The 16,441-nt window shown below is 44.6% G+C and carries 11 protein-coding genes and 2 pseudogenes; 9 read left to right on the top strand and 4 right to left on the bottom strand.

Annotated elements, in window-relative coordinates; translation table 11 throughout:
- Positions 1-131: 131 nt before the first annotated feature.
- The 3 genes and pseudogenes from LCY76_RS07420 to LCY76_RS07430 all read right to left on the bottom strand — a co-directional run bounded on the left by LCY76_RS07420 (position 132) and on the right by LCY76_RS07430 (position 3,243).
- The gene (locus LCY76_RS07420) at positions 132-998 is read right to left on the bottom strand and encodes a carbohydrate ABC transporter permease (protein WP_419714984.1); all 867 of its coding nucleotides are present in this window, start codon (positions 996-998) and stop codon (positions 132-134) included.
- A 16-nt stretch (positions 999-1,014) separates the two neighbouring features.
- Positions 1,015-1,899 (bottom strand): carbohydrate ABC transporter permease, encoded by an 885-nt coding sequence (locus LCY76_RS07425; protein ID WP_062239665.1) that lies wholly within the window; start codon positions 1,897-1,899, stop codon positions 1,015-1,017.
- Between the two features lie 85 nt (positions 1,900-1,984).
- Positions 1,985-3,243: pseudogene (locus LCY76_RS07430) on the bottom strand (sugar ABC transporter substrate-binding protein).
- A 438-nt stretch (positions 3,244-3,681) separates the two neighbouring features.
- On the opposite strand from LCY76_RS07430, the gene LCY76_RS07435 reads away from it, so the two are divergent.
- From LCY76_RS07435 to LCY76_RS07445, 3 genes are all read left to right on the top strand, one after another.
- The gene (locus LCY76_RS07435) at positions 3,682-5,847 is read left to right on the top strand and encodes a glycoside hydrolase family 3 N-terminal domain-containing protein (protein WP_248252105.1); all 2,166 of its coding nucleotides are present in this window, start codon (positions 3,682-3,684) and stop codon (positions 5,845-5,847) included.
- A 23-nt stretch (positions 5,848-5,870) separates the two neighbouring features.
- The gene (locus tag LCY76_RS07440) at positions 5,871-9,221 is read left to right on the top strand and encodes a GH36-type glycosyl hydrolase domain-containing protein (RefSeq protein WP_248252106.1); all 3,351 of its coding nucleotides are present in this window, start codon (positions 5,871-5,873) and stop codon (positions 9,219-9,221) included.
- A 145-nt stretch (positions 9,222-9,366) separates the two neighbouring features.
- Entirely contained in the window at positions 9,367-10,329 is a 963-nt protein-coding gene (locus LCY76_RS07445) for a LacI family DNA-binding transcriptional regulator (protein ID WP_248252107.1), read from the top strand.
- 46 nt (positions 10,330-10,375) lie between these two features.
- Here LCY76_RS07445 and LCY76_RS07450 read toward each other — a convergent pair whose 3' ends face one another.
- Positions 10,376-11,026, bottom strand: coding sequence for a glycosyltransferase (locus tag LCY76_RS07450; RefSeq protein WP_248252108.1), 651 nt, complete (start codon positions 11,024-11,026; stop codon positions 10,376-10,378).
- Between the two features lie 326 nt (positions 11,027-11,352).
- Here LCY76_RS07450 and LCY76_RS07455 point away from each other — a divergent pair, with 326 nt between their 5' ends.
- From LCY76_RS07455 to LCY76_RS07480, 6 genes and pseudogenes are all read left to right on the top strand, one after another.
- A complete protein-coding gene (locus tag LCY76_RS07455; RefSeq protein WP_248252109.1) occupies positions 11,353-12,603 on the top strand; it encodes an MFS transporter in 1,251 nt (416 codons plus the stop codon).
- 77 nt (positions 12,604-12,680) lie between these two features.
- Positions 12,681-12,935 (top strand): hypothetical protein, encoded by a 255-nt coding sequence (locus tag LCY76_RS07460; protein ID WP_248252110.1) that lies wholly within the window; start codon positions 12,681-12,683, stop codon positions 12,933-12,935.
- Positions 12,936-12,958: 23 nt separating this feature from the next.
- Positions 12,959-13,818, top strand: a pseudogene (locus LCY76_RS07465) (aminoglycoside 6-adenylyltransferase).
- Positions 13,819-13,852: 34 nt separating this feature from the next.
- Positions 13,853-14,719, top strand: a complete 867-nt coding sequence (locus LCY76_RS07470; protein ID WP_248252111.1) for a pentapeptide repeat-containing protein — start codon at positions 13,853-13,855, stop codon at positions 14,717-14,719.
- Positions 14,720-14,764: 45 nt separating this feature from the next.
- Positions 14,765-15,730, top strand: a complete 966-nt coding sequence (locus LCY76_RS07475) for an aldo/keto reductase (protein WP_248252112.1) — start codon at positions 14,765-14,767, stop codon at positions 15,728-15,730.
- Between the two features lie 262 nt (positions 15,731-15,992).
- On the top strand, positions 15,993-16,436 hold the full coding sequence (locus tag LCY76_RS07480; protein ID WP_248252113.1) for a universal stress protein: 444 nt from the start codon (positions 15,993-15,995) through the stop codon (positions 16,434-16,436).
- Positions 16,437-16,441 lie beyond the last annotated feature (5 nt).

Genomic DNA, 16,441 nt, shown 5'->3' on the forward strand with positions numbered 1-16,441 from the left:
AAAATAAAAAAACACCCGCCAAAACAGCACATTTACCTGCCAAAAGCTGATTATAGTAAACTACGAACTCTCATACTGTCAGGTGCACCTAAAAAAAACACGCAGACTGCTAAAAGTCTGCGTGCTTGGCTTTATTTCATCCCCGAAATGGTGTAGCCCTCAATAATATGCTTTTGAAACAGCATGAAGATGATCACGATCGGTACGACCATAAAGGTAGAACCGGCCATCTGCAAGGCGAAGTTGCCGCCATATTGTCCTTTTAAAAGAGAAAGCCCGACAGACAGGGTATACAGTTTTTCATCGTTGGCGATGATCAAAGGCCATAGGAAACTGTTCCAGCCGGCGATAAATGTCAGGATCCCCTGAACAGCCAGGATGGGTTTAGAGATCGGCAGTATAATCTGAATGAACACCCGGAATTCACTGGCTCCATCGAGGCGTGCGGCTTCAAGAAGCTCATCTGGAATGGTAGACATGAACTGACGGAACAAAAAGATGCTGAACGCCCCGACTAATCCTGGTAAAACAATTCCGGCCATCGTATTCGTCAGGTGAAGCTGGTTCAAGATCAGGTATACGGGAATCATCGTTACTTGCCCGGGAATCATCATCGTAGCGAGTACGAGGTAGAACAATTTTTCCCGCCCTTTGAATTGGTACTTGGCAAAAGCATATCCCGCCATCGCGTTTAAGAACAAACCAGCGAATGAACAGAGCACCACGATGATTGTGTTCCGCAAATAAACCGTGAAGTTCATGTTTTCAAACAGGTTGGTAAAATTCTCAAGCGTAAATTCATGTGGCAAAAAGGTTGGCGGGATCTGCATGACTTCCATTTCAGGCTTGAACGCAGATAAGATCATCCAAATAAATGGAATAGAGACGAGAAATCCACCGAGAGCCAAAATGATGCCGGTTACCCATTGCTGGCCACTGGCCGTTCTTCGGGCTTTAACTGAAGCATTAGTTTTCGTCTTTGCTTTTATCGCAGTCATCTCTAAATTCTCCATCTTAATAGTCCACCTCTTTTTTCTGCAATCGGAATTGAAGCAGTGTGATGATAATGATCGCAATAAACAAAATGAAAGATCCGGCAGCGGCATATCCGAAATTACTGAGCTGGAAACCATTTCTGTAAATAAACAGCGCAACAGAGGTGGTACTGTCGAGAGGACCGCCTTTTGTCATGACTAGCGGTTCTTCAAAAAATTGAAGCCAGCCGATCATGGTAGTGATTGAAACGAAAAAGATCGCGTAACGCAGGAGCGGAAGGGTGATTTTCGTCAATTGCTTCCAGTTGGTTGCTCCGTCAAGCTGTGCCGCTTCATAGTAAGTTTTCGGTATCCCTTGGAGAGCTGCCAAAAAGATAATCATGTTCACACCGATTCCCCGCCAGACAGCGAGTGCGATCAGTGATACTTTCGACATGTTCGGATCGGTGAGCCATGGAACAGGAGGCAGGTGAAGCCAATTCAGTACATAATTGAATAGTCCGAGCTGTGGATTGTACAGGTAACTCCATACAACGGCGACTGCTACCACGTTTGTGATCGAAGGCATGTAAAAGATCACACGGAATGCCCGGAAAATGCGTGATTTGCCGAAGTTGATCAACAAAGCGATGGCCAAAGAACAAACAATGACCAAAGGCACACCGATTACTACATAAAAAAGCGTATTAAACAAGGACTTCATAAAAATAGGATCTTTAAAAACCTGAATGTAATTTTCCAATCCGACAAAATGAATCATCGACCAGTCGCCCAAACCTTCGAGACTGATGTCCGTAAAACTGATGACAAGAGCAACGACGATTGGAAACAGAGAAAACAGGCCTAAAAGGAGAAGGGCAGGTGCGATAAATAAGTAAGGCGTTTTGGTGTTTATGGCTTTCATGTTTCGCTCCTTTCTGCACATCGATCTAATCTGGGGATGTAAAGGGATAACTAGCAGAAAGTCTGCTAGTTATCCGGGTTTGTCTTTATTTATTTAAAAGATTTTCCGCTTTTTTGTTGAACGCGTTCATTTCTTTTTTCGGTGTGGTTTGGCCGCGGTAAATCTTTTCAAAGCTGCTTAAGTATTCTTGAGCGACCGGCTCCCATTGTTTGATGACAGGCATTGGTTTGGAATCTTTCATCTGTTCGCCGAACGTTGTGTAGAACTTGTTGTCTTTCAGTGACTGATCTTCCCATGCTTTTTTAGTAGAAGGAAGAGAATTTGTCATATTCATCCATTTCAGCTGAGTTTCAGGCTTGTTCATAAATGCCAGGAATTTCAGTGAAGCATCTTTGTGTTTTGTATATTGGAAGACAGAAAGATTGGAACCGCCAAGTGCTGATAGATTGTTTTCCTTTTTAGGAAGGACAGCGGTTGCCCATTTTCCTTTAAGTCTGGTGCCTGGTCGTTAATGAGTTTAACCATCCACGGACCGCTTATAAACATTGGCAGAATACCGTCGCCGCGGAATCCTTGTACGATATCAATACCAGCGTCTTTTGGCGCAGATCCGTTTTTAAAGAAGCTGTTTAAATAATCGACCGCTTCCACAAACTTTGGATCATTGAAATGAGGTTTGCCTTGGCTATCGAGCAATTCCGCTCCGTTTTGTCGGGCGAACATAAAGCCTAAGCTTTGTTCTTTGACATCAAGGCTGATGCCGTACTTATTCTTCCCGCGCTCAGACAGTTTCTTGGCAGCTGCACTTAGTTCTTCCCACGTTTTTGGAGCTTCACTGAAACCGGCTTTCTTTAAAAGATCGGTACGGTAGAAGAGAACGCGTGTGTCGATATACCATGGAACACCGACCGTTTGGTTTTTATATTTGGTTGTTTCTATAGAACCGGCATAATAGTTGGACGGGTCGAGCTCTGGGTATTTTTTTACATAAGGTTTTAAATCCAGCAAAGCTTTGGCGGATCCGAATTCTGGAATCCATGTCGTTCCCATCTGCAAAACATCAGGCCCTTTTTTAGCAGCAACAGCTGTTAGCAGCTTATCGTGGGCAGTCTCCCAAGGGATCGCCTGAACCTTAACATCAATTTTTGGATTTTCTTTTTCAAAGGCTTCGGCAATCTTGGGTAATGATTTGGCTTCTTCTCCCATTCCCCAGACATTAATCACTGTCTTTCCGCTTCCTGATGAACTGGCTGAACAGCCTGTGAGCGCACCTGACATGAGTAATGCTCCTGCCAAAGAACTGACAATTAGCTTTTTGTTGAGTTTAGGTAACCAGTTTTTCATATTTGCTCCCCCTATACGTTGATCAATTTTTGGGTCTTATCCATTTTACTTCTTCACTGCAGGTTAATTCTAGTAAAGTATTCCTTTTCAGTGAAACGTTTCTATTACTAGCAAAAAAATATAGAAGAAGATTTTCAATGCTTTTTATTGAAACGTTTCGACAGGGCTATTATAATTCATAATGAAATCGTTTACAACTGAATTTTCAAATGTATTTTTAAAAAAATAAATATTCTAACTATTTATGTTTATGAATCCCTTTACCTGCAAGGGATTCAGCAAGAGACATAAGTGAAACGTTTCAATTCTTTCATTGACGATGATGTTTTGAACCCTTTATAATCCTCTTTGAATAGTAATCGAAACGTTTCTACGTATTTCGGAATGATAAGTTACATCTACCTTGAACGTATATTAAAACCGATTGGAGGAAATGAAATGTCAGACCAAACATTACATTCTCTTGTAGAAGAAATGACTCTAAATGAAAAAATTGCTCAGCTTATGCAGCTGGCCGCTCCTTTTTTTGAAGGATCAAAAGAACAAGGAGAGATAACGGGGCCGATGGCAGAAATGGGCGTTACGAAGGAAACAGTCAGAAATAGCGGTTCGGTCCTTGGGGCATCCGGCGCGAAAGAGGTGCGTGAGATACAGGAAGCACATCTTAAAACCAACCGGCTGGGTATTCCGCTCTTGATCATGGCGGACATTGTTCATGGATTTCAGACGATTTTTCCGGTACCGCTTGCGATCGGGTGCTCATGGGATATCAAGCTTGCGGAAAAAAGTGCGGAGATTGCCGCCGCTGAAGCCTCTGTAGCAGGTGTTCATGTAACGTTTGCTCCGATGGTCGACCTCGTCCGCGATCCGCGATGGGGAAGAGTCATGGAATCCACAGGAGAAGATCCTTATTTAAACAGTGAATTTGCTCGCGCTTTTGTTCGTGGTTTTCAAGGAGATGACCTAACATCCGATACTTCCCGTGTTGCAGCATGCGTCAAGCATTTCGCGGCGTACGGAGCCGGGGAAGGGGGACGTGACTATAATACTGTAGACATGTCTGAACGGCAGCTGAGGGAAATGTACTTGCCGGCCTATAAAGCAGCATTGGATGAAGGCAGTGAGATGGTCATGACCGCTTTTAACACGGTGGACGGCATACCAGCCTCAGGAAACAAGAGGCTGATGCGCGGTCTCTTGAGAGAGGAATGGGGATTTGACGGCGTCCTCATCTCAGACTGGAGTGCAGTAAAAGAACTGATTCCCCATAGTGTGGCAGTGAATGAAAAAGAAGCAGCCGCCAAAGCGCTTACGGCGGGTGTCGATATTGAAATGATGACATTGTGCTATGTGAATCACTTAAAGGAGTTAATTGAAAACCGTGAAGTATCAGAAGATCTTCTGGATGAAGCTGTACTCCGCATTCTTGGATTAAAGAAGAAACTCGGGCTGTTTGAAAACCCTCATCGCGGAACGGATGAACAAAGGGAGCAGGAAGTGATCATGAGTGAGCCGCACAGAGCGGTGGCGAGAGAACTTGCAGCCAAGTCTTGCGTTCTATTAAAAAATGAAAATGTCCTTCCACTTCAATCCGGCCAAAAGGTTGCACTGATTGGCCCATTTGCACAAAACGGAGATATTCTTGGGCCCTGGTCATGGAAAGGTTCTAGAGAAGCAGCGATTCAACTGTATGATGGGCTGAAGGAAAGACTGGCTCCTGATAGATTATCCGTTTCAAAAGGCTGCAGTATTGAAACTGGTACGGAGGAAGAGCTTCAGCAGGCTCTGGAAACAGCGGCTCATGCAGATATCGTTGTTCTTGCGCTTGGCGAAAACTCGGATATGAGCGGAGAAGCTGGGAGCCGAAGCGACATCAGACTGCCTGAAATTCAGCACGAACTGCTTTCAGCTTTAAAAAAAATCGGTAAACCAATTGTCACCGTTTTGTTTAACGGCCGTCCTCTCGATCTTAGGGATGTTACTGAGCAGTCAGACGCTATCCTTGAAGCTTGGTTTCCTGGAACAGAAGGAGGCCACGCGGTGGCAGAGCTTCTTTTAGGAAAAGTAAATCCGTCCGGAAGGCTGTCAATGTCGTTTCCACATTCGGTGGGGCAGGTGCCGGTTTATTATAACTGCTTTAATACTGGGAGGCCTCAAGGCGCACCAGATGCACAAGAACGCTATGTTTCTCAGTATCTTGATGTGCCGAACGAAGCGCTTTACCCGTTTGGGTTTGGATTAAGCTACACGTCATTCAGCTACGGAGAACCGGTATTATCAAGTAATGTTTTAAAACCGGGTGAAGCGATTCAGCTATCCATTACGGTCGCGAACACAGGAGATCGGGATGGAGATGAGACGGTACAGCTTTATGTGAGAGACATGGCGGGTGAAGTTGTCCGTCCGCTGAAAGAGTTAAAGGCGTTCGAGAAAGTGGCGCTTGTGGCCGGAGAGAAGAAGGAAATCATCTTTACATTAAAAGAAGAACAACTGAGATACCATCATTCAGATTTAACGTTAGCGAGCGATCCCGGAGCCTATACCGCTTATGTGGGCCCTTGCAGCTCCAATGTGAAGGAAGTAACGTTTTCGTTAGTTAAATAAATTGAAAGATTTGAGGGGGATCCATGATTACCAAAACAATGCCCACATTTGATATACAGGCAGGGAACTACAGGTTTACTTTTTTAAACAGCGGAGATCTTTTCGAAGCGGTTCATCAAGGAATCATGATTAACCAATGGCAGTCCAATCCAATTGATGGCGCGCTGAACAATCTGTATCTGCGCATTCACAGCGGGGATAGCATTCAATATTTTCCAATGCTCGGCAGCCATTCCAACAGCAAGGTCAGCCATTCAGCATCACAAGTGATTTGGGAAGGTAAGTCAGCAGATGTGCACTATAAGGTTACATTTTCCCTTACCAGCCAGGGCGTTTGGTTCTGGGAGGTTGAAACGGAAGGCAAAGGCGTTGATATTGATGTTATTTATGTACAGGATATTGGGCTTGCAGATAAAGGAGCAGTACGGACGAATGAAGCTTTCGTTTCTCAATATATTGATCATTCTGTTTACGAAGATGAGGAAAAGGGCTATGTTGTTTGCTCGCGTCAAAACCAGCCGAACTCCGGAGGGTTTCCTTATTTGCAGCAAGGTTCTTTAACAAAGGCCACAGCCTTTTCGACGGACGGATATCAGTTCTTCGGGCTTTCCTATAAAGAAACGAATGAGCCTGAGATCCTAAAAAAAGAAAAGCTTGAAAATAAAGTCTATCAATATGAATTTGGATTCACAGCTCTTCAGTCACCTCGAGTATTACTTTCCGGAAAAGCACGGTTTGTTTTTTACGGACTGTTTAAAGAAAATCATCCGGAAGCGGTAGCTGAACTGGCATTTCAACAAGAGTTACAGAGTGCTTGGGATACGGTCAAAGGTCAGAAGCCAGAAGAATGCAATGCTTTAGAGCCAGTACAGTTATCCTCCGGATTCGGAGATCCGCTTACGTCTATTTCGTTCACAGAAGAAGAACTCAACCAACTCTACCCTGACCGCCAATTGGAAGAGTACGACGGTGAAAGCCTGCTCTCTTTTTTTACTGCAACGTATGAGCACGTGGTTCTGAAGGAAAAAGAGCTGATTGTCGAACGGCCCCACGGACATATTATTGTATCCGGAAACAATGCAGGCATCACGGAAGAAGTCATTACGTCCACTTCCTTCATGTATGGTGTTTTTAACTCACATATCGTTAAGGGCAATACCTCGTTCAATAAAATGATGACGAATATGAGAAATGCGCTGAATGTGATGAAAACTTCCGGACAGCGGATCTATGTGGAAATGGATGGGCAGTATCGTTTACTCACCATGCCTTCCATCTACGAGATCGGATTTAATTATGCCCGCTGGTTCTATAAAACTGCCAAGGAGACATTGAGAATCACCAGCTATACAACTGTTGATTCTCCTGTTATTCACTTGGAAGTCCAATCGTTAAGCGGGAAGCCATATCGTTTCCTTGTAACGAACCAGATTTCTATGAACAACAATGAATATGAAGTCCCGTACCGTATGGAGAAAAGCGGGAATGTTCTCTCGTTCTTTGCAGATGAATCATCAGACAGTGCAAAGACGTATCCGAACCTTCGATATGACATGAATGTAACGGGAACAAACATGAGAGTTAGGGATGAGGAGCTGTTTGGAGAGAGCATTGAAACAGGATCAAGTTCGCTCGCTGTGCTTGAACTTGAAGCAGCAAGTGAATGGACGCTTTCTGTTCAGGGACAGCTTTACGGAGAAGAATCTCATTTCACCAAGAAAGATACTGAAAAAGAAATTGAACGATTTCGGGAATTCTACCATTCTGTTAACAAAGGCTTTCGTGTAAGCCAGCATGGCGGTGATAATGAAGAACTGCAGAAGGTGAACGCGATCTCATGGTGGTATACGCACAACATGCTCGTTCATTATTCTGTGCCCCATGGTTTGGAACAGTATGGAGGCGCCGCTTGGGGAACGAGAGACGTATGCCAGGGGCCAGCAGAATATTTTACAGCGACACAAAATTATGAAGCTATTCGTGAAATTATTAAGACAGTCTACTCCCACCAATACGAAAGCACCGGCAATTGGCCGCAGTGGTTCATGTTTGACCGTTATTACAAAATACAGCAGCAGGAGAGCCACGGGGATATTATCGTTTGGCCATTAAAAGCGCTCAGTGATTATTTAGCGGCAACAAGTGATTACAGCTTGCTTGAGGAGATCATTCCGTACACTGAAGACAACGGTGAGTTTACGGTGAAAGAGGAATCTCTTTTTGACCACGTAAAGAAACAAATCGACTATATAAAGAAAAACTTTTTGCATGATACCTATCTTTCGTCATATGGAGACGGGGATTGGGATGATACGCTTCAGCCTGCAAATGCTCAATTGAAACAATATATGATCAGCAGCTGGACCGTGTCGTTAACCTATCAAGTGATAACTCAATTTTCCAGGCAGCTTGCAGCGATTGATCAAGCCCAGGCGGATGAGCTTAAGGACTTGGCTGCAGGGATTGAGTCTGATTTTAACAGATACATTCTTTCAGACGGTGTGATTCCAGGCTTTATTTACATGGAGGAACCAGGGAAAGAAGAACTGATGCTGCACCCGAAGGATACAAAGACGGGCATTCAGTATCGCCTGCTTCCGATGACGCGAAGCATGATCAGTGAACTCTTAAGTCCAGAACAGGCAGCAGAACATTATGAGCTGATCAAAAATCATATGCTCTGCCCGGATGGTGTAAGGCTCATGAACCAACCGGCCCATTATGCAGGAGGTGTCAGCACCCATTTTAAACGTGCGGAGCAGGCAGCGAATTTCGGAAGAGAAGTGGGCCTTCAATATGTCCACGCTCATATCCGTTTTGTAGAGGCGATGGCCAAGCTTGGAAAAACTGAAGAAGCTTGGGACGGACTGGCTGTGATCAATCCGATCGGTATCCAGAAGGTGGTACCAAACGCTGAGCGAAGACAAAGCAATGCGTACTTCAGCAGTTCGGACGGTAAATTCAATACACGTTATGAAGCACAAGAACGCTTTAAAGATCTTAGAGAGGGGACCGTTCAGGTTAAGGGCGGATGGCGCATTTATTCCAGCGGTCCGGGAATCTTTATGAATCAGCTCATCTCCAGCTGTCTTGGCGTTCGGCAAGAAGGAGATACCCTTGTCATTGACCCTGTTCTGCCTAAAAAATTGGACGGCTTAGTGTTTGATTTTCATGTGAATGGAGTGCCCGTTTCGTTCCACTATGATCTAAGCGGGAAACATGAGAGCGGAGTGTCCGTTAATGGAAATCCCGTTTCTGCTGATCGTTTCTCTAACCGTTACCGAAAAGGCGGTTTTAAGATCAGTAAGAGTGAGCTTGAGGCTGTATATCAACAGGATAAGTCAGTAACAAATATGATTGAGGTCAGGTTGTAACTGCAGGAACCGTGTCCAGTTCGAGTGCTTGTCGGACTTGAACAGGGCGCTTGTGCTTTTCTAATCTAACAGCAATTACCATCAAAATGCGAGAACGATGTATAATAGAGATAACGTTTTCATAGACAGATTGGAGTGTGTCCAGGTGGTCAGTATTAAGGATATTGCAAAACAAGCTGGTGTTTCCATTTCAACAGTATCGTATGCCTTAAATGGAAGCCGGAAAGTCACGCAGGAAACCACCGCTAAAATTTTAGCAATCGCCAAGGAATTGAACTATATTCCTAACGCAGCGGCTCGAACGCTAAAGAAGCGGGAAACAAAAATTGCCGGTGTTTTCTTAACCAATTACAGTGGTGCTTTTTATGGTGAACTGCAGCAAGGGATGCTTGATCAGCTGGCACACCATGGATATGAGCTGATCGTATGCAGCGGCAAGGAATCCCACCGGTTTCTCCCTGAAGGAATGATCGACGGTGCCATTATATTGGACGCCAACTTTTCAAGTGAAGAATTGATCAGTTACGCAGACCGAGGCCATAAACTTGTTGTTCTGGATCGTGAACTGGAGCATGAAAATATCACTCAAGTATTACTCGACAACATAACCGGAGCAAAGCTTGCGATTGAACATGCCGCAGATCAAGGTCATAAGAAGCTGATCATCGTGACAGGCCCTCAAGCGTCCTTTGATTCCGATCAGCGCCTGCAGCAGGCACTGGCCTCGGCTGAAAAGAACGGCCTTGAATGCCATGTCATCCAAGGCGATTTTAACAAACCGACAGGAGAGAAAGCGGCGAGAAAAATCGTTGAATCGTACTCCGGCCCAGTCGCTGTCTTTTGTCTGAACGACGAGATGGCGATCGGCATGTACAATTTCTTGACTAAAACAGAGTACCGCATAGGAAAGCACATTCACATTATCGGTTTTGACAATATTGAAGTCGCACAATATACGCATCCACGTCTAACAACTATTGATTACTCCAAGCGGGAGTGGGGAGCGGCAGGGGCGGAGCAGCTAATCAAACTCATCCGAAAGGAAACAGCAACTTCTAAAAAAATCGGTGTAACTCTTGTAGAGGGAGAGTCTCTCCAAAAGGTTTAATCAGTAAAAAGGGAAGGCAGCCCTGGGGGCTCCTTCCCTTTTGGTATTATTGAAACTTATTAGGAAATTGCTTAATGATTCCGCCGGTTAGTGTATCGGCCATCTTAATGATATGGTCCTCACCAAGATCAAACGCTGAAATGTCGCCGTTCCAATTTTGCTTTAGGCGATTAGTAACTTGATCGGTAACGAATTGGAGATGGATATATAACATCTCCTTTAACGTTTTTTCCGGCCAGTTCGGATTGGCAGAGCTTAAGAATCGTGCGATATCGTCCGCGTTCCTGAACCAGGCGGTGTTGTATTTTTTGAAGTCTGCCTGATTTCCTGTTTTAGCGGCAGCTGTTAATTTTCCTGCAAGAACGATGTGCTCGGTCAGCAACTCGCCCAATTTATTGCCTGCTGCCTCTCCGTAATAAGGTTTGATGGCATTTCCTATGTCCTTTTGGTTCTTTAAGAGCCTCGCCAGAACTTGATCCTGATCCTTTAATCCTGCGATTGCACTGACAATATAGCTTCTTGTCCAGATGGTATGGTCGATCCAGAGCTTTCGCAAGTCTCCCTGAAGTTTAACGGCCGAAACGCTCAGGCACTGCTGCTGGACACGCGGTGCTGTTTTAGCTTGCGCACTTAAAGGTGAAAAGATTAAGCAGGCAGCAAACAGCGGCAGCGAGAATTTTAAAAGGTGTTTTTTCATGCTGTTTTCCTCCTTTAATGGTAGTACTATATTAGTTTTGGAAATAATGGTCATTTTTATGAATGTATCTTGAGTTTCTGACTATAATGGAGTAGTATAAAAGTAATGCTAATCGGAAGGGTGAACAAAGGGCGATGAACAACTAATCTTATTTCATAGAAAAACATTCGTATAAACAATTACGATCATTTTTTTTCTGGATAGGATTAGTACAGCCTTTTGATTCAGCCCAATTGGAAGCATGCCCGAATTGCGCGCATGTTCTCTGTTTTTGCGGCGTAACAAGAGCCTCCTGTCCAGAATGATGGATCAGGAGGTTATTTTTTATGAACGAAACAACATCTCAACCAAAAGTGAGCATGGGTGCATTATTCCAGAACCGGTTTATCCGGACGATATTGCTTTCTGTTTTTTTCCTGCAGATTGGCATTTGGGTAAGGAACTATTCCATCCTGCTGTACGTTATTGAAAAAACAAACGAAAATCCAGTGGCCGTTTCCCTCATCTCGGTAGCGGAATTCGCGCCAATCTTTCTGTTTTCCTTTATTGGGGGGACGTTTGCAGACCGCTGGAGACCGAAGCGGACGATGGTTTGGTGTGATCTTTTAAGTGCAATTTCAGTATTTGTGGTTCTTTTAACCTTGATACTAGGAAGCTGGAAGGTCATTTTCTTTGCAACCCTCGTATCTTCCATTCTTTCTCAGTTTTCACAGCCGTCAGGAATGAAGCTCTTTAAGCTCCATGTCCCGGCAGAACTTGTCCAGATGGGGATGTCGATGTATCAAACGGTATTTGCTCTGTTTATGATTCTTGGACCGATTATCGGTACATTCGTGTATCAGCATTTCGGCATCATGGCAGCGATTGGTGTCATGGGCGTGGCGTTCTTATTATCAGCAGGTACCCTTCTTATGCTGCCTGCAGACCGTGTAGATGATGAAGAAAAAGCAACCACGACATTAATGCAGGAAATGAAGGATGGTTTTCGTTATGTGTTAGGCAGCAAGCCTTTAACCTTGCTTGGGGGCTGTTTTGCAGCTGCCGGGCTCGCGATCGGCCTGACTCAGCCGCTCGGTGTCTTTTTGATAACTGAACGGCTCGGACTTCCTAAAGAACAGCTGCAATGGCTGATGGCGGCCTTTGGAATTGGTATGATTCTTGGTGGAGGATTGACCATTTCCATGTCTAAAAAAATCATGCCGCAGGTGCTATTAGCGATGGGATTGGCGGCAAGCGCGATTGGTTTTATCGGAATGGGATTATCAACTGTATTATGGCTCACACTTGCAGCTCAATTCTTTTCCGGTCTCTTTATGCCATGCATCCATATCGGGATCAATACAATGATTCTGCAAAATACAGAAGAGGCATTCATTGGGCGTGTCAACGGCATCTTAAATCCGCTCTTTATGGGAGCGATGGTGATTACCATGTCGGTCGCAGGCTGGATGAAATCGCACTTATCGATCGTTCTGATCTATGAAGTAGCGGCACTCCTCCTTTTTGTCGGAGTGGCCACCTTGCTGCCGCTTATGAAAAAGAGTGGGGTAAAGCAGGAAATCAGCAGAGAAATATAGAATGGATGAACGCCTGGTTATAGAACCGGGCGTTTTTTTCATACATTAATGTAAGCATTGGTTGAAGGAGAGAGTATATGAAGCAGAAGGGCGATTCTTTATATAAAGTATGGATCTGTTTGTTCGTGTTGACCATTTTCATTGGACTGCTGACCGTCTGGATTGATGTGGCCTGGGTAAAAAAAACCTTATGGTCCGTACTGCTGCTGTTCAGTATGATCGCAGCCACAGCAATGTATCCGGGATCCGGAAATTCTGCCAAAAAACATAAGGACAATGTAACCAGCATTTATGAATTAAAAAAGAAAAAAAGCCGAAGAAAAGGTATGTAGCAGTAAAGGAGTGGAAGCAAAACATGCTTGGAAAAGTAATAGAGTTTGCGAAGAATGAAAAACGGATTCGCGCTGTTATTTTGAATGGTTCCCGTGTAAATCCGAACGCGCCGCCGGATATTTTTCAAGACTACGATGTTCTTTTTGTTACAATAGATGTACCGTACTATATTAAAAACCGAAGCTGGATTTCATCATTCGGTGAAATCATGATCATGCAGACCCCTGATGCCATGGGACGCGGGAGTTAGGGGAAACGAACGAAAAGTTTACGTATCTGATGCAATTTATGGATGGTGAACGCATCGATCTTACTTTTTATCCTGAAGAAAAGGTCCAAGGCATGGTGCATGACTGCTTGAGTAAAGTGCTTCTGGACAAGGACGGGATTTTTCCTGATTTGCCTGAATCAAGTAATCGAGACTACATAACAAAACGTCCTTCAGAAAAAGATTTTTCGGATTGCTGCAATGAGTTCTGGTGGGTGAGTACCTATATTGCCAAAGGATTATGGAGACGTGAACTTCCATATGCCAAAGCGATGTTTGACGGGCCAGTCCGCGATATGATCGTTCTGATGCTGAAATGGCATATTGGAATGAGGCACGACTTTTCGGTAGACTCGGGAAAGCACGGCAAGTATTTCAAGTTCTTGCTTAAGCGTGAGATGTATGATCAGTTCGTGAAAACCTATCCTGACGGTGAGTATGAGAATATGTGGGAAGCCCTTTTCGTGATAGGCAGCCTTTTCCGGAAGGCAGCATTTGAACTTGCAGACTGCTTGGGATTCAGTTATCCCTATGAGGACGACCAAAAAGTAACCGCACATTTAAAATATATCCGTCACCTGTCTGCAGATAGGGACAGGATGTATAGAAACTGAAACGATAAAAATATAAACAAAGAGGGTGTACGTATTGTCCAACACTGCCAATGGTACAAGCCAGCTACGAGCAAACCGGAATGATTTACGTGCTGACTGTGAGAATTGCTTCGGATTGTGCTGTACGGCACTGCCTTTTGCTGCATCGGCAGATTTCCCAGTCGATAAAGACGGTGGGGTTCCTTGCTCCAATTTAACACTGGATTTTAAATGCTCGATTCATCAAAATTTAAGACAGGATGGATTCAGAGGCTGTTCGGTATATGACTGTTTTGGAGCGGGGCAAAAGGTTTCAAAAGTAACATTCGAGGGCAAAGACTGGCGAACAGATTCAGTCAGAGCAGATCTGATGTGTGCCGTCTTTCCTAAAATGCAGCAGCTTCAAGAAATGCTTTGGTATTTGGATGAAGCACTGACATTGGAGACCTCGCTTCCAATTCGTGATGATCTGAGATCAGTGTTCAGTAAGACAGAACGTCTTACGCTGCTTGATCCTAAGGATATTGTTGAACTGGATATACCGGCACACCGGGCAGTTGTTAATGCTCTTCTTTTAAAAGTCAGTGAATTGTATCGAAAGCATATTCACTCCCGACATCATAAGAAAAGCTTTGGCCGGGGAGCGGACTTTATGGGAGCTGCTTTACGAAAAGCAGATTTTAGAGGAGTCAGCTTAAGAGGGGCTTATTTTATTGCTTCCGATCTGAGAGAAGCCGATCTTAGGGGGGCAGACCTTATCGGAGCAGATTTTCGGGATGCTGATCTTAGAGGCGCTGATCTGACGGGAAGCATTTTCCTCACCCAAGCCCAAGTGAATGCAGCAAAAGGTGATGCCCGGACAAAGCTGCCGCGGCTTCTCACAAAGCCAGCACATTGGGTGCATGCAAGCCGAAAAATTTAAACATTCTGAAAAGGTGTGGTAGAACTGTAGTTAAGAGGTGATAGCATGCACTATAAAAAATTGGGCAGGACAGGATTGGATGTATCGTCGATTTGTTTAGGAACGATGGCATTTGGCAGGTGGATTGACGAGGAGGCATCGCATTCCATCATAGCCAGCGCACTGGAACAGGGCATCAACTTTATTGATACGGCCAATTATTATGGAAAAGGCCAGGATACGGAGATCCCCTATGGAACAGGAGAGTCTGAAGAAATTATCGGACGGGCACTGAAGGGAAAAAGAGAGAACGTCGTCTTAGCAACAAAAGTGGGCATCCGAATGGGCCATGGCAAGAATGAATCCGGTCTATCGCGAGGTCATATAATGAAGGAAGTAGATCGATCTCTGAGCCGCCTGCAAACCGATTACATCGATTTGTACCAGGTTCACTTTTTTGACAACAGCACACCATTGGAAGAGACGCTTCGAACACTTGATGATCTCGTACGAAGCGGTAAAGTGCGATATATCGGCTGTTCAAATTATGCCGCCTGGCAGATCATGAAATCACATGGAATTAGTGAAAAAATGAATCTGGAGAAATACGTTTCTGTGCAGCCGCAATATAATCTGCTGTCCAGAGAGATCGAACAGGAGCTGCTGCCGTTTTGTGAGTCTGAAGAGGTCGGCGTGATGGTATACAGCCCATTGGGCAGAGGGATGTTATCCGGTAAATATAAGAATGCTGATGATGTTCCTGAAGAAAGCCGGGCGGCAAAGGGAGAGCGGCTCATTCAAAATTATTTCACTCCCAAAAATTTTGAACTTGTCAGCCAGTATCGCCAACTGGCTGAGAAAAACGAGGTGAGCCTCTCTCAGTTCGCTCTTTCCTGGGTTTTAAATCAGCCTGAAGTCACTTCAGCCATCGTTGGGGCAAGCAAAGTGCATCATGTCACAGATGCTGTAAAGATCAGCGATTGGCGATGGAGTGAAGAGTTGCTGCAGAATGTGAATGAAATAGTAGTTTAAGAGGTTCACACCGTTCAAAAGCAGAAGGGATCAGCAGATGATGAAATTTGGGATCAGCGTGTGTACTCATTATTAAAGCCGGATTGGATAAAGGGAAGTAATTAAGTCTTGGGGACGGGCCGCTGGTCTGTCTTTTTTTAGTTTAATATGTGAAGTTCATCACATACTCCTGCAAGTAAATCCATTACAATCAAGGGGTACTAAGAGAGCAGGAACAAAGCGTGTGTTGAGCAGGCAGACTAATATTCGGGAGGAATGCGTTATGGCTAAACGCTACAAACATGTACTGGTTGGATTGGATGGTTCTGAAGCTTCAGAAAAGGCTTTTAAACGGGCAGTAGAAATGGTGCTCGAACATGAAGCAGAAACATTAACACTAGCACATGTCGTGGATACAAGAAGTTTCTCAGCTTACGACTGGTATACAGCTATGGCTGAAAAAGCACAAGAATACGGCGATGAACTGTTAACCGATTTTGCACATAAAGCAGAAAACGCCGGGGTACCGCACGTAAACAAAGTAATGGAGCTGGGTTCACCGAAAGTGACGCTTGCTAAATCCATTGCTCCCGACGTTAAAGCCGACCTTATAGTTTGTGGAGCGACGGGTATGAATGCGGTAGACAGGGTGTTCATGGGAAGTGTATCTGAGCATACGACTCGCTATGCGAGATGCGATGTGCTGATCGTAAGAAATGATCAATAATGGAG

The sequence above is a fragment of the Fictibacillus marinisediminis genome, assembly GCF_023149135.1.
Classification (GTDB): domain Bacteria; phylum Bacillota; class Bacilli; order Bacillales; family Fictibacillaceae; genus Fictibacillus_C; species Fictibacillus_C marinisediminis.

Excerpts from the sequence above, each read along its gene's own strand:
- LCY76_RS07420 (WP_419714984.1), bottom strand. The coding sequence starts at position 998 with ATGACTGCGATAAAAGCAAAGACGAAAACTAATGCTTCAGTTAAAGCC.
- LCY76_RS07425 (WP_062239665.1), bottom strand. The coding sequence starts at position 1,899 with ATGAAAGCCATAAACACCAAAACGCCTTACTTATTTATCGCACCTGCC.
- LCY76_RS07435 (WP_248252105.1), top strand. The coding sequence starts at position 3,682 with ATGTCAGACCAAACATTACATTCTCTTGTAGAAGAAATGACTCTAAAT.
- LCY76_RS07440 (WP_248252106.1), top strand. The coding sequence starts at position 5,871 with ATGATTACCAAAACAATGCCCACATTTGATATACAGGCAGGGAACTAC.
- LCY76_RS07450 (WP_248252108.1), bottom strand. The coding sequence starts at position 11,026 with ATGAAAAAACACCTTTTAAAATTCTCGCTGCCGCTGTTTGCTGCCTGC.
- LCY76_RS07455 (WP_248252109.1), top strand. The coding sequence starts at position 11,353 with ATGAACGAAACAACATCTCAACCAAAAGTGAGCATGGGTGCATTATTC.
- LCY76_RS07460 (WP_248252110.1), top strand. The coding sequence starts at position 12,681 with ATGAAGCAGAAGGGCGATTCTTTATATAAAGTATGGATCTGTTTGTTC.
- LCY76_RS07475 (WP_248252112.1), top strand. The coding sequence starts at position 14,765 with ATGCACTATAAAAAATTGGGCAGGACAGGATTGGATGTATCGTCGATT.
- LCY76_RS07480 (WP_248252113.1), top strand. The coding sequence starts at position 15,993 with ATGGCTAAACGCTACAAACATGTACTGGTTGGATTGGATGGTTCTGAA.